We start from the raw sequence: 13,405 nt of genomic DNA on the forward strand, positions 1-13,405 counted from the left end.
GCCGTCGGATGGAGGGGTTCATGGCTCGCAGCGCATCTCGTCTCGTCGGTTCAGTCGCCATCCTTCTCGCCGCCCAGAGCGTGGCGGCCTGTGGCTACAACACCATCCCGACCAAGCAGGAGCGCGCCCAGGCGGCGTGGGCCGACGTCCAAAGCCAGTATCAGCGGCGCGCCGACCTGATTCCCAATCTTGTCGCCACCGTCCAGGGCTCAGCCATCCAGGAGCGCACGACCCTGACCCAGGTGATCGAGGCCCGCGCCCGGGCCACGGCGGTCCAGATCACGCCCGAGACTCTCAGCGATCCCGCCGCCTTCCAGGCCTTCCAGGCGGCACAGGGCCAGCTGACCAGCGCCCTGTCGCGCCTGCTGGTGACGGTCGAGGCCTATCCTCAGCTGCAGGCCAACCAGAACTTCCTGCAGCTCCAGTCGCAGCTCGAAGGAACCGAGAACCGCATCACCATCGCGCGGCGCGACTACAACGAGGCGGTTCGCGACTACAATACGAGTCTGCGCACCTTCCCGACCGTGATTTGGGCCAAGACCGCCTTCTCGGGCGAGGAGCCGATGCAGTTGTTTACCGCGACGACCGAGGCCCAGAGCGCGCCCCAGGTGCAGTTCAATCTCGACGGCCAGACACCGGTCGCGACGGGCGGCGCGGCCGCCGCCGTCGCCCCCGGTTCGACGCCGCCCGCCCGGTGAGCCCGATCAAGTCAGTTCGGCCGGCACACTCTCTTCTGGCCATCCTCATCGCGGGTCTGACGGTTCTGTTCGCGCTCGTCCCGCACGCCTTCGCGGCCGACCCGACCTTTCCCGCCCTGTCCGGTCGTGTCGTCGATCAGGCCCAACTGCTGACGCCCGACACAGAGGCTGCGATCACCGCCAAATTGACCCGGCTGGAGACGGACACGGGCGACCAGTTCGTCGTCGTCACCCTCGACAGCCTCCAGGACTATGAGATCGAGGACTACGGCTACCGCCTCGGGCGCGCCTGGGGCATCGGCAATGCGGAGAATGACAGCGGCGTGCTGCTGATCGTGGCCCCCAATGAACGCAAGGTCCGGCTGGAGGTCGGCTATGGCCTTGAGCCCGTTCTGACCGACGCCCTGTCCAACCAGATCATCCAGACCGACATCCTGCCGCCGTTCCGCGACGGCGGCTATGCCGGAGGTATCGAGGCCGGGGTAGACGCCGTCATTGCCCAGTTGCGCCTGGACCCCGCTGAGGCCGCCGCCCGCGCCGCCGCGGCCGCGCCCAGCGAGGCTGAAGCGCCGATCTTCCCAGGCATCGGCATAGCCCTGATTTTCATCCTTTTCTTCCTGAGCTTGCTGCGCGGCATCGGGAGGCGGGGACGCAAACGCGGCGCGCGGCGTAGCGGAATCGATCCGATCCTCGTCTGGGGAGCGGCCGAAATCCTGTCCAACGTCTCACGGGGGTCTTCGCGCAGCTCTTCGGGAAGTTCGGGGGGCAGCTTCGGCGGGTTCTCCGGCGGTGGCGGCAGCTTCGGCGGCGGGGGGGCCTCGGGCGGATGGTGATGCGACTGAACTCCGGCGAACACGCGCGCGTCGCGGGCGCCATCGCGGCGGCGGAGGCGCGCACCTCCGGCGAAATCTTCTGCGTCCTGGCGGGACGGGTCTCGAGCTACCGCGACATCAGCCTGGCCTGGGCGGCGGCGGCGGCCCTGCTCCTGCCGCTCATTCTGATCCCGTTCGGCTTCGAGTCCGCCTGGTTCCCGGGTCTGGCCGACAACTGGGAGGCCGGGCATCTGTCGGCCCTGAACCTGACCATCGGTCGGGCCATCGGGGTCTATGCGGTGGTCCAGGCCGCTGTGTTCCTGGCAGTCTATGTTCTGTTGCGGGTCCCCGCCCTGACCCGACTGACCACGCCGCGCGGGGTGCGCCGCGACCGGACGCGCCAGGCGGCCATGCATCAGTTCCTGGCCCACGGCCTGCATGTCACAGAGCACCGCACGGGCGTGCTCATCTTCGCCGCCATGGCCGATCGACAGGTCGAGGTCATCGCCGACAAGGGAATCCACTCGCGTGTCGATCAGGCGATCTGGGCCGACGCGGTCCAGGTTCTGACCGAGGGACTGCGCGACCGACGCGCTGCCGAAGGCTTTGAACGGGCCATCGCCCTGGTGGGCGGCGTCCTGGCCGAAAATTTCCCGCCCAGGCCGCGCAATCCGAACGAAGTCCCCGACCGGCTGGTCGAGATCTGACGCTGCGCGCGGTCTCGCTTTCGGCGGGGAATTGGCCTAGCCGGTGCCGCCATGCGGCTAGTCACCTATAACGTTCATCGCTGTGTCGGGGTCGACAAGCGACTGGATGTCGAGCGTATCGTCGGCGTGATCGCCGAGCTCGAACCCGACATCGTCTGCCTGCAGGAACTCGACGTCGGCCGCGCCCGCACCGGGGGGGTCGACCAAGCGCGCGCGATCGCCGACCGCCTGTCGATGGCCGTCCGCTTCCACGCCGCCATGCGGGTCGAGGCCGAGGAGTACGGCGATGCTATTCTGACGGGGCATCCGGAAACCCTGATGCACGTCGGCGCCCTCCCTACCGTGCGCGGCGTGCCGGGACTGGAGCCGCGCGGCGCCCTGTGGGTGCGCGTCAACATTGAGGGCGTCGACATCAACGTCCTGACCACCCACCTCGGGCTGGTCCCGCGCGAGCAGCGGCTCCAGGCGGCGGCCCTGGTCGGCAAGGACTGGCTCGGCCATCCGGACTGCAAAGGCCCGACGCTGCTGGCCGGCGACTTCAACGCCACCTCGATCACCCGCCCCTACCAGACGCTGGCGCGGAACCATGCCGACTGTCAGCGCCAGCTGGGTCTGCGTCCGACGATCAAGACCTTCCCGTCCGGCTTCCCCGCGATCCGCATCGACCACGTCTTCGTCAGCCAGGAGATCAGAATCACCGGCGTCCGCGCGCCCTTCTCGCCCCTGTCGCGGATGGCCTCGGACCATCTGCCCCTGGTGGTCGATTTCGAGATTCAGCCCGTCGGTTGAAGCCGCTGCGAGCGGTTGCGCCGCTTCCATGGCCGCCAGGCGTCCCGTGGTGAGGTCGGGTCCCCCAACTGGAACTCGGCGATGGTGCGCTGGATCATCGACGGCGGCGTCGCGCCCAACGGCGACATCCTGCCACTGCCGAACTTCTGGATCGCCTCGCCGGTCGAGCCGCAGACGGCTTCGGCCGCCCCGAATTCGTCCGCGGTCACGCCGATGAAGTGACCGATAGTCCGATGCCGAAAATGCCGGATAGCCTCGCGGCCCGCCTCATCCTCCGGCGCGATGGCGATATCGCACTCGGTGTCGAAACCTAGCGACCGGTTGTTCAGATTGGTCGAGCCGATCCGTAGCAAGACGTCGTCCACCACAGTCACCTTGGCGTGGACGATAATCCGCTCGCCGTTCTTCGTATTGGGGCTGAAGGCGAAGAAGCGGTTGTGCCGGTCAGCGCTTTCCAGCCGGAACAGGACTTCGGCCCTCGCCGTGTCCATGGTCATGCTGTCGAACCAGCTCGGGCTGCGTCCCGTCGAGACCAGCACGATCTCCGGCCCGTCCGGTTCGTCCAGCCGTTCGGCCAGGGCGTTGGCGACGATCGGCGAGGTGAAATACTGGTTCTCCATATAGATCCGCTTCCGTGCGCCCCGAATGGCCTCCAGGTGCAGTCTCTCGTTCTCGCGTACCTCGTGACGACCGCCGAAGCCGGGCTCGGTTCGGGCGATCCCGACCGGCGTGTCGTGGAAGTCGACCGCCAGACCCTCGGGCCAGGGATCGCCATCGACCATTTCCGGCACCGTCCGCTCCCAGGTCGCCTTGAACCAGCGCTCGCGCGCCAGATCGCCCAGAGCGCGCGCCGCCGCTCCGTCCATGACGCACATGGTCTCGTGCCGAGGCGGCGAGATGATCCCCGATGGCTGGCAGCGTCTCGGATCATCGTCCGCATGGGCCTCGGAATCCCAGCGATCGACCGAGATATCCCCGCCGCCGCAAAAGGCCACGGCGTCGTCGATGATGATCGCCTTCTGGTGATGGCAGGCGCCGATGGGGCCCGGGGTATCCAGCCGGAACTCGACCATTCGCTTCCTGAACCAGGCCTGGGCCTTGTGCGGATAGAAGCCCTGCGATGCCGCGATCAGCAGCGGCGACTTCCAGATCAGCAGCCGCACGTCGAGTTCCGGTCGGGTCTTGACCATCATCCGCAGCAAATGGCCGATCTCGGCCTGTTTGTCGCCGGGCCGGGTCTCGGGGTCCAGCCGGGTCCGCGGGTCGAACTGCCAGCCCAGAATCACCACCGAACGCCGCGCCTTGGACAGAGCCGAGGCCAGGGCTTCGAAATAGGCGCCGTTCTCCATAAGGATCGACAGCCGGTCCGCCCGCTCGACCCGCCAGCAGGTCTCGCCGGGCGCCAACAGGGCGGCTGTGTCCAGCAACGGGCCTTGGGCGGCGTCCATATCGGTGTCCCTGCCGGCGTCGGTGATCGAGCGTCCGGCTCGGAGAGATGCCCGGACCCGTCTTCCGTTCCATGCCCGCGCCCCGCTGGTCAATGGCGCCTCCAGGCTGGATTGTCCCGTTCGCCGAAATTAGGCATAAGGAAAGCCGGAATGGGGGAGTGCCGATCGTGCAGGCGTTGATCGAGTTGCTGGCCGGCTTCATCGCCCTGCTCGCCACGGCGGCCTTGGCTCAATTCGGCGTGGACCTGAACGCTGCCCCCCGCCCTGATCGCGAAGTCCATCGCGTCAGTGATTGCCCCGAGGCGCCAACCAAGGCGCTCATAACAGCGCCTCGCTCGAACGACTGCTAGTCGCGCCGCCCGCCGAAATCGGCCGGGTACACACCTCTGATCCATTTTTTGACGCAACGGCGGGTCGATACCCACGCAAAATGGTCTAGGGTTGCGGCTGCGCACGACTCCTGCGTCACGCGCCAGCCCACCTGAGATCCGCGCACCATGAAGTCCCGCTCCCGGCCGCCGTTGACCTTGTCCGACCCCGAACCGGCGCCCCTGGGCGACGCGACGGCCGGACTCGAGGACGCCGCCACTCCCGAACTCGTCGCCAAGCCCCAGGCCGCCCCCGAACGTCCGATGTCGGAGCGTCGTCGCCGTCGCCTGCTGGAGCAGGAGCGGAGCGCCGCTGATCTCGAATTTCCCTCGCCCGCCGAGCCCGACCCCACAGCCCCTGTCGCGCCTCCGATCCGGTCAGAAGAGGCTGAACCGGCGATCGAACCCCTGGCTTTCTCGACCAGCGCCGGCGCCCCGCCCGCCACCCAGGCTTCGCCGCCCGCGCCCACAGCAGCGGCGATTGCATTGAGCCCCGCCGAGGTGCGGTCCGGCCCTTCCTATCTGATCGCCGGGATTGCCGCGGCCCTGTGGATGGGCGGCGTCGCTTCCTGGGCGGCCTATGAGGTCGGTTCCGGCGCGGTCTCGCCCGATCCCCTGCGCCTGGCCATCTACGCCCTGATCGCACTCGCGCCCGCAGGCCTGGCCATCATGCTGGCCCATGCCGTTCGTCAGGGCGCCGGCCTGGCCTCCGAAACCCGGCGCGCCCGCGAACTGGCCGAGGCGCTCGTCGCGCCGACGGCGCTCGCGGCCCAGCAGACCGGACATGTCCTGTCGGCCCTGCGCAACGACATCGACCAGGCCGCCCTTGCCGCCGAGCGGGCCCGCAATGACATGGCCCTGCTGCGTGAGGCTCTCTCTCTGGAGACCAGCCGCCTGAACGAGGCCGCCGAGGCCGCCGGTCGCACGGCGCGTCGCCTGACCGAGTCCCTCGGCCGCGAGCGCGACGAGATGACAGCCCTCGGCAGCCGCCTGGACGGACAGGCGTCGGGCGTGCTCGACGCGGTGGAGCGCCAGTCGCGCCTGATCGTCGATGCGTCTGATCTCGCCCAGACCCAGCTTCGCGAAGCCGAGGCCGCCCTCGCCGCCCGCGCCGCCGACCTCGCCGCTGCCGCCGGCGAGGCGCAGGATGCCGCCCGCATGGCCGCCGACGACCTGGCCCGCCAGACGCTGCGACTCGAGAACGCCGGCACCGGCGTCGCCGAACAGATCCAGTCCGTCGAAGAGGGGCTGGGCCAGCAGCGCGCCGCCCTGGTCACCGCCGCCTACGCCCTGCGCACCGATCAGGAAGACTTCTCCGCCCAGGTCGAGAGCCAGCGCGCCCAGCTGACCGAACAGCTGTCTGCGGCCCGCACCGCCACCGGCGACCTCGGCGAAACCTCCACCAAGGCGTCCGAGGGGCTGCGCGACCTGGTCGAGGCCGCAACCGACCAGTTCCGCGCCCTGGTCGACCTGTCCCAGCGCGAGGCCGACGGCTTCGACGCCGCCACCAAACAGTCGCTGGACCGTTTCGAGGCCCTGGCCGCCGAGGCCCGCGACACCCTGATCGAGGAAACCCGCCGAACGCTCGCGGTGCTCAAGGCGACTGCCGAGGAAAGCCGGCAGGCCGCTGATGGAGCCACGGGCCAGGCCCAGATCCGCGCCGACCGGCTGGGCGAGGCTCTCTTCGACGCTGCCCAGAAGGCGGATGCCGCAGCCGACGCGCGCGTCGAGGGCGCGCGCAGGATCGTCGGCGAGACTGTCGATCTGGTGGACCAGGCCGGCGAGCGGGCCATCGAGAAACTGGAGTCCACCCTCTCCCGCATGACCCAGGCCCTGGCCGAGGTCGATGCCGCCATCGGCGATCTGGACGACCGCGCCTCCCGCCTGCCCGAGGAAGCCCGCGCCCGCGCCGAATCCGTCCGCATCACCGTCGAGGAAGGCCTGGCCGCCCTCGGCGCCGCATCGCGCAAGGCCGCCGAGGACACCGAGGCCCTGGACGCCGGCTTCCAGGAGCGAGTCCGACGCAACTACGACATGCTGACCGAGGCCGTGCGCCTGATGGGGGTCGTGTCCGGCGACGGCGGAGCCCCCCTGCGGCGGCGCGACATTCTGGCTGAACCCGCCGCGCCTGCGGGCGAACGGCCGCTCCGCCCGACTGCGACCGAGCCTGAACGCGAACGCGGCTTCGGCCTGCGCGGTCGGCTGAAGCTGGCTCCAGCCGCCGACGATCCGGGCGCGCGCGGCGCGCCGCCGCCGAAGGATCGGCTCGACTGGAGCGACCTGGTCGATGACGGGCCGGGCGAGCCCCCGCTCGATCTCGACACCCCCGTCATGCCCGCCGACGAGGATGCCCTGACCGACCGGATCACCGCCGCCATTCGCCGTATGGGCGTCGATCCGAATGCCCTCCTGCCCAGGTCGCGGGTCGAAGAGGCAGCGTCCGCCTTCGCCGGGCGCGATCCCGACCGGGCGCGGCAGATCGTCCGGCGCGTCGCCCCGGCCGCCGTCCGCAGCGTCTCTCGCCGGGTGATGAGTGATGCGGAGTTGCGCAGCGATGCCGAACGTTATGTCCGCGCCTTCGCGGGCCGGCTGAACGACGAGGCGCGAGGCGGCGCGGCAGCCGTGCTGTCCACGCTGGCCACCGACGCTGGCCGCGCCTTCATGCTGCTGGACGCGGCGGTCGGCGACCTCGCCTGAAACACGAATCGACCGGCCGAACCATCCCGAGCGCCGCTTTTGGCTTGACGGGATCATCCGCTTGCGGACACCGTCCGGTCGCTGTCATGACGTTGTCACGCACCTAGCAGGGTCCATGCTCGACACCATCGCCGAGAACCAGCCCGACCGCAGGCCTGCGATCCTCGTATGCGTCTATGAGAGCGATGATCCACTCTGGACCGCCATCGATGAGGAAGCCTCCAGATGGACGCCGCCCGGAACCCGCCTTCGTCCGGTCGGTCCCGATGATCCCGCCGTCCTCGCGGCCCTGATCACCGGTCAGCTTGAAGATGCCGATTGTCGCGCCGTGCTGCTGATGGGACGGACACGCAAGAGCAACGGCTTCCGCGTCCAGATGCGGGCCGAGAATCGCGCCCTCGACGGCGGCAAGAAGATCTCGCAGACCGGCCCCGCCCTGGCTCGCGCCACCGCACCCGCCGCCGAAATGGTCCGTGCACTGATCGACGCCGGCCTCGCCGCCGACGCGACCTCGGACAGCGAGGAGGATACCGGCTCCTACCTGCTCTATTGCGTGCTGGCCGCCCTGCCCGACGATGCCGACGCCCCGTCGGTCGGACTGCTGCGGGTCCCGGCCTCGCTGAACGTCGATCAACTGCGTATCGGCGTCCAGACGGCCGCCGCCGCCATGGCGCGCCACCTGTCGCCTCTGCCTCGCGCCCGCGTCAATTAGACCGCCGCGACCCGCCGTAGCCGCCACTGCAGCAGAAGACCGATCGCGGCCAGTCCGGTCATGGCGAGATAGCCCAGCACGCCGACTCGATCGTACAGAGGCCCGGCGGCCAGGGTCGCCAATCCTATCAGAATGCCGGCCGCCATTACGGAGTTCAGGGTCTGGGCCGCCGTGTGGCCACCCGGCGGCGCGAGCTTTTCAATAATCTGCACGCCCGCCAGATAGGTCGCCGCGAATGTCAGGGCATGCAACGCCTGCAAGGGCCACAGCATCCACAGCGGCGGGGAGAAGGCCATGGCCGTCCAGCGGATCACCGCCGCCACGCCACCCAGCGTCAGGATCACGCCCGGGCCGATCCCGCGCCGCTTCCGCCATGGCTCGATCCACCACATGAAGGCGATCTCGACCACGACGGACATCGCCCACAACAGGCCGGTCATGGTCTCGCTGATCCCCTGCGCCTTCCACGCAATAGCGGAGAAGCCGTAGTAGAAGCCGTGCGTCGCTTGCACGGCGCCGATGGCCAGGACGGCGGTCATGAAGACCGGATCGACGGCCAGCCTCGCCAGCCCGGCCAGCCGTTCACGACCGGCGATCCTGGGCCCCTCCGTCACCGGGTCGCTGGGCAGGAGGGTGGCAGCCGTCAGGGCGACGAGGGCCCCGGCGACGGCGATCCAGACGATGACCCAGTCCGCCGAGCCACGCGTCAGGATCGCCCCCATCAGAACATTGGCCGCGACGAAGGCAGCGGACCCGCAACCCCGGGGCCAGGCAAAGTCAAAGCCGTGCCGCCGCGCGACTTGCAGTGACAGCACGTCACTGAGCGGAATCAATCCGGCCATCGCCGTCGCCGCGACGAACCAAAGGAACCCTTGCAGCCAGACCCCCTCGGTCAGGCCGGCGCCGGCGTAGCCCAGACCCAGGATCAGTCCCAGGATCGCGATGGGAGAGCGCCGCCGCCGGAATCCGTCCGCCCACACCGCGATGGCCGGTCCCGTGATCAGCCGGGCCAGCATGGGGGCCGCCAGCAGCACGCCGATCTCGGCTCCCGAGAATCCCTGCGCGCGGAGCCACAATCCCGCGAAGGGCAGGCTCACGCCGTTGGCGCCGAAGAGCAACACATACTGCAGCGCCATGCGGCGAGACGGAGTCATCGCGCATCCGATAGCAGACGGCGACGGATCCGTGGGCTAGGTTCAGCCCATGAGTCGGAATCGTCACCTGGCCGTCTTCGCGGCGTTCAACGGCGCGATGGCGGTGGCTGTAGGGGCGTTCGCCGCCCACGGAGCGGGACCGCAGATCAAGTCCCTGTTGACCACCGGCGCCTCCTACCAGTTGGCTCACGCCCTGCTGGCCCTCATCTGCGCCGTCGCGCCGATCGGTCGGCTGGGGGCCGTGGCCGGGTGGCTGGGCTCTTTCGGCGGCTTGATCTTCTGCCTGGCCCTGGCCTTCCTCGGCCTGCTCAGCCTGCCCGCGCTCGGCGCCGTCGCTCCGATCGGAGGAGTTCTGATGATCGCCGGCTGGCTTGTGCTTGCCTTCGCCGCGTTTCGGTCACAATCAGTAACCGCCTGACCCCCTACCTGAAAGCTCCGACCACCGAATGGCCTTCCCTGTGACCGAGACGCCCCGACGCGAACTGTATCCCGAGCTCGAGCCCTTCGCGTCCGGCTGGATGCAGACCGACAGCGTTCACGAGATCTATTACGAGGAATGCGGCAATCCGCAGGGGCGACCGGTCCTGGTGCTGCACGGCGGTCCCGGCGGGGCCATCAACGCCGGCATGCGACGCTATTTCGACCCGGCCATCTATCGCATCGTCCTGTTCGACCAGCGCGGCTGCGGCAAGTCGCGGCCGAACGCGTCTCTGGACGACAACACCACCTGGACCCTGATCGACGACATCGAACGCCTGCGTGAACGCTGCGGCATCGACAAGTGGGCGGTCTTTGGCGGATCCTGGGGTTCGACCCTATCGATGGCCTATGCCATCACCCATCCAGAACGGGTCGACGCCCTGATCCTGCGCGGCATATTCCTGCTGACGAAGAAGGAGTTGCACTGGTTCTACCAGGACGGCGCCTCGATAATCTTCCCGGACGCCTGGGAGCGGTTTGTCGCCCCCATCCCCGAGGACGAGCGCCACGACCTGATGGGCGCCTACTACAAGCGTCTGACCGGCGACGACCGCGCCGAGCGCGAACGCTGCGCCATCGCCTGGTCCAGCTGGGAAGGAGAGACCGTCAGCGTCGAAGGCCCCGCGGCCCGCCCTGACAAGTTCGCCGAACCGGACTTCGCCGTCGCATTCGCCCGCATCGAATGCTGGTATTTCGTCAACGGCGGCTTCTTCCCCGAGGAAGGCTGGCTGCTGAAAAACATCGGCCGGATCCGCCATATCCCGACCTGGATTGCCCAGGGCCGGTTCGACGTGGTTACGCCGATCGCCAGCGCCTGGGCCCTGCATCGGGCCTTCCCCGAGGCGAAGCTGGACATCGTCCCCGACGCCGGCCACGCCTCGACCGAGCCCGGCATCATCGATAGCCTCGTGCGCGGCACCGACTGGGCCGCATCGCTTTAGGCGGAACCCGAGGCTGGCGCAGGGCGTAAGGCCCCGATGGCGGTGAAGCTGAAGGTTTTCACCTGGTCCGACGGGTTTCACGCCGTCACTATGGCGGCTTCCTCACGCCCGAAGGCCCTCTAAGCCTGGGGCGCGAGCCAGGACCTGTTCAGGACCGGCCTGGCCCAGGCGGTCGACGAAGGCGCAGACCACGACACCGCCCTCGCCTCCCCCGGCACGGTGATCTCGCACCGCCGCCGGCTGATCGATCAGATCAGGCCATTGCCCTTGGGCAGTTCCACGTACCGGTGAACCCGGGTCGACAGCACCAGGCCAAAGCCGATCATCACGGTCATCATCGACGACCCGCCGTAGGACAACAGCGGCATGGGCACCCCGACCACCGGCGCCAATCCCATCACCATCGCTCCGTTGACCAGGACGAAGAGGGCGAAAAACGCTGTCATGCCGGCTGACGAGATACGGCCGAAATGGCTGTGCGAAAGCGACGAAATTCTCAGGGCGATCAGGATGATCGCCAGATAGCAGGCCAGCAGTGTGAAGGATCCGACGAAGCCGAATTCCTCCGACACGGTCGAGAAGATGAAGTCTGTCTGGCGCTCTGGCAGAAACTCCAGCTGGCTCTGGCTCCCGAGGCCATAGCCTCTTCCCAGCAGGCCGCCGGACCCTAGGGCGATCTTGGATTGAATGATGTTATAGCCGGTGCCCGACGGATCGGATTCAGGACTCAGGAACGTCAGAACCCGGTTGCGCTGGTACTCGTGCATGCCGAACATGACGAACGGCGGCACGATGGCGACGACGGCCACAGCGCCCGCCGCGATGACCCGCCAACTCAGACCGGCGAGGAACATTACCGCGGCCCCCGTCAGGCCGATGACCATGGCAGAGCCCAGATCGGGCTGCTTGGCCACCAGGATGAACGGCAGGCCGATCATTCCGGCGGGAAACACAAGCTTCCACGACCAGCGCGCGTCCTGGGCAGAGTGACTGTGGTACCAGCGGGCCAACGCCAGAACGAGACCCAGCTTCATGAACTCGGCAGGCTGGATACGAATGAAGCCGAGGTTCAGCCAATTCTTGGCCCCGCCGGCTGTATAGCCCAGCGGGGTGAACTCGATCAGCAGCACCATGAGGATCAGCACGCCATACAAGGGGTAGGCCGCGCCGAACCACCATTTCGGGTGCACCAAAGCCAGTCCCAGCATCATCGTGAGCAGAGCGCCAAACCGGATCAGGTGCTTGGCCGCCCAAGGGTCCCAGTGCCCGCCAGCGATCGAGTACAGCATGGCAGTGCCGATCCCGGCGATCACGCAAAGCAGGGCCGTCAATCGCCAGTCGATCTGGGTCAGTTTGACCGACAGTCGCTCGCGCTCGCCGGGACGGGTCAGGGCCGAGGATGTCATTGCGGACCCGAGAGATAGGGGCGCGGTCCGCCGGTCGGGCGAGGCGTCGCCGGGACGCTGGGCGCAGGCGGAGCGACAGCCGATTCAGGCGCGGCGCCGATCTCGCCCTCGTCAATCTGAGGGCCGGTGGCTTCCGGCGGCGGCGGACGGGTGATGCGTTCGCGCATCTCCGGATCCTTCAGCAGCACGGTTCGCATGACCTCCCGGGCACGCGGGGCCCCGGCGGTGCCCCCGCCCCGGCCGCCGTGCTCGATGATGACCACCACGGCGTAGCGCGGCGCATCGACCGGCGCGAAGGCGATGAACAGGTTGTGGTCCTTCTGCGACCAGACGTTCGAGCGACGGCTGCCGGAACCATAGTTGCGCGTCTGGGCCGTGCCCGTCTTGCCGGCCATCTGGATGTCGCCGAGGCCGAGCTGGGACTGGCGATAGGCGGTGCCGGACCGATCGTTGGCCACGGCGATCATGCCGCCCCGGACGATGTCCAGATGCTCGACGCTGAACGGCAGATCCGGAACCTCGGCGCCGCTGGGACGGTCGACGCCGCCGACCGACTTGATCAAGCGCGGCAGGATCGCCTTGCGGCCGTTGGCCAGACGCGAGGTGTAGACGGCCAGCTGCAGGGCGTTGACCGTGACCGCCCCTTGGCCGATGGCGACCGAGGTGGTCTCGCCCGGATGCCAGACGGGGTCACGCGGGAAGGTCCGGCGCTTCCACTCCGTGGAGGGCAGCAGTCCCTTGCGCTGGTTGTCGACGCCGATATCGAACTCGTGCTCGAAGCCCAGCTTCATGGCCGTGTCGCGGATCAGATCGACGCCGGCCCGATTGCACATGGTGTAGAAATAGATGTCGCAGGAGTTCTTGATCGCGTTGTGCATGTCTTGCGAGCCATGACGGCCCCAGCACCGCTGACCGGTACGGAAGACGCCGCTGCAATTCACGCGATCGGCCGGATCGACGCCCGCCGCCAGCAAGGCCAGGGCCGTCGCGGGCTTGAAGGTCGAGCCCGGCGGGAAGGTGCCGTTGATCGCCTTGTCCAGCAGCGGCTTGCGTTCGTAGTCGGCGAGCGCGCGGTAGGTGCGGCTGGGGACGCCGGTGACGAACAGGTTCGGGTCGAACGACGGCGCCGACATCATGCACAGGATATCGCCATTGCGGACGTCCATGACCACGCAGGCCCCGGACTCGTCGCC

General features: G+C 68.5%; 13 protein-coding genes. 9 read left to right on the forward strand and 4 right to left on the reverse strand.

What is annotated here, in order from left to right:
• The first annotated feature begins 20 nt into the window (after positions 1-20).
• The 4 genes from ACP7AU_RS08790 to ACP7AU_RS08805 are packed head-to-tail and all read left to right on the forward strand — an operon-like array spanning position 21 to position 3,006.
• Positions 21-698, forward strand: a complete 678-nt coding sequence (locus ACP7AU_RS08790; protein WP_426051163.1) for a LemA family protein — start codon at positions 21-23, stop codon at positions 696-698.
• A complete protein-coding gene (locus tag ACP7AU_RS08795; protein ID WP_426051164.1) occupies positions 695-1,531 on the forward strand; it encodes a TPM domain-containing protein in 837 nt (278 codons plus the stop codon). The genes ACP7AU_RS08790 and ACP7AU_RS08795 overlap by 4 nt, the downstream gene beginning before the upstream one ends.
• Positions 1,531-2,217, forward strand: coding sequence for a TPM domain-containing protein (locus ACP7AU_RS08800; protein WP_426051165.1), 687 nt, complete (start codon positions 1,531-1,533; stop codon positions 2,215-2,217). The genes ACP7AU_RS08795 and ACP7AU_RS08800 overlap by 1 nt, the downstream gene beginning before the upstream one ends.
• A 51-nt stretch (positions 2,218-2,268) precedes the next feature.
• On the forward strand, positions 2,269-3,006 hold the full coding sequence (locus ACP7AU_RS08805; RefSeq protein ID WP_426039268.1) for an endonuclease/exonuclease/phosphatase family protein: 738 nt from the start codon (positions 2,269-2,271) through the stop codon (positions 3,004-3,006).
• Here the strand turns inward: ACP7AU_RS08805 and ACP7AU_RS08810 are convergent.
• Positions 2,991-4,454, reverse strand: a complete 1,464-nt coding sequence (locus ACP7AU_RS08810) for a phospholipase D-like domain-containing protein (RefSeq protein WP_426051166.1) — start codon at positions 4,452-4,454, stop codon at positions 2,991-2,993. The genes ACP7AU_RS08805 and ACP7AU_RS08810 overlap by 16 nt on opposite strands.
• Before the next feature lie 158 nt (positions 4,455-4,612).
• Between ACP7AU_RS08810 and ACP7AU_RS08815 the strand changes: the two genes are divergently transcribed.
• The 3 genes from ACP7AU_RS08815 to ACP7AU_RS08825 all read left to right on the forward strand — a co-directional run bounded on the left by ACP7AU_RS08815 (position 4,613) and on the right by ACP7AU_RS08825 (position 8,231).
• Positions 4,613-4,804: a hypothetical protein gene (locus ACP7AU_RS08815; RefSeq protein ID WP_426039266.1), complete on the forward strand. Its 192-nt coding sequence runs from the start codon at positions 4,613-4,615 to the stop codon at positions 4,802-4,804.
• Between the two features lie 147 nt (positions 4,805-4,951).
• Positions 4,952-7,519, forward strand: coding sequence for a tipN (locus ACP7AU_RS08820; protein ID WP_426051167.1), 2,568 nt, complete (start codon positions 4,952-4,954; stop codon positions 7,517-7,519).
• A 115-nt stretch (positions 7,520-7,634) separates the two neighbouring features.
• Entirely contained in the window at positions 7,635-8,231 is a 597-nt protein-coding gene (locus tag ACP7AU_RS08825) for a hypothetical protein (protein WP_426051168.1), read from the forward strand.
• On the opposite strand, the gene ACP7AU_RS08830 is transcribed toward ACP7AU_RS08825, so the two are convergent.
• Complete coding sequence (locus ACP7AU_RS08830) at positions 8,228-9,385, reverse strand: MFS transporter (protein WP_426051169.1); 1,158 nt, start codon at positions 9,383-9,385, stop codon at positions 8,228-8,230. The genes ACP7AU_RS08825 and ACP7AU_RS08830 overlap by 4 nt on opposite strands.
• A gap of 49 nt (positions 9,386-9,434) precedes the next feature.
• On the opposite strand from ACP7AU_RS08830, the gene ACP7AU_RS08835 reads away from it, so the two are divergent.
• Both ACP7AU_RS08835 and pip read left to right on the forward strand, forming a co-directional pair.
• On the forward strand, positions 9,435-9,803 hold the full coding sequence (locus ACP7AU_RS08835; protein WP_426051170.1) for a DUF423 domain-containing protein: 369 nt from the start codon (positions 9,435-9,437) through the stop codon (positions 9,801-9,803).
• Between the two features lie 28 nt (positions 9,804-9,831).
• A complete protein-coding gene (gene pip, locus ACP7AU_RS08840; protein WP_426051171.1) occupies positions 9,832-10,806 on the forward strand; it encodes a prolyl aminopeptidase in 975 nt (324 codons plus the stop codon).
• A 248-nt stretch (positions 10,807-11,054) separates the two neighbouring features.
• Here pip and rodA read toward each other — a convergent pair whose 3' ends face one another.
• Positions 11,055-12,212, reverse strand: a complete 1,158-nt coding sequence (rodA, locus tag ACP7AU_RS08845) for a rod shape-determining protein RodA (protein WP_426051172.1) — start codon at positions 12,210-12,212, stop codon at positions 11,055-11,057.
• The coding region (locus ACP7AU_RS08850) for a penicillin-binding transpeptidase domain-containing protein (protein WP_426051173.1) at positions 12,209-13,405 on the reverse strand (1,197 nt) is incomplete at its 5' end. The genes rodA and ACP7AU_RS08850, both read right to left, overlap by 4 nt.

It is taken from the genome of Brevundimonas sp. SL161 (genome assembly GCF_049896985.1).
Classification (GTDB): domain Bacteria; phylum Pseudomonadota; class Alphaproteobacteria; order Caulobacterales; family Caulobacteraceae; genus Brevundimonas.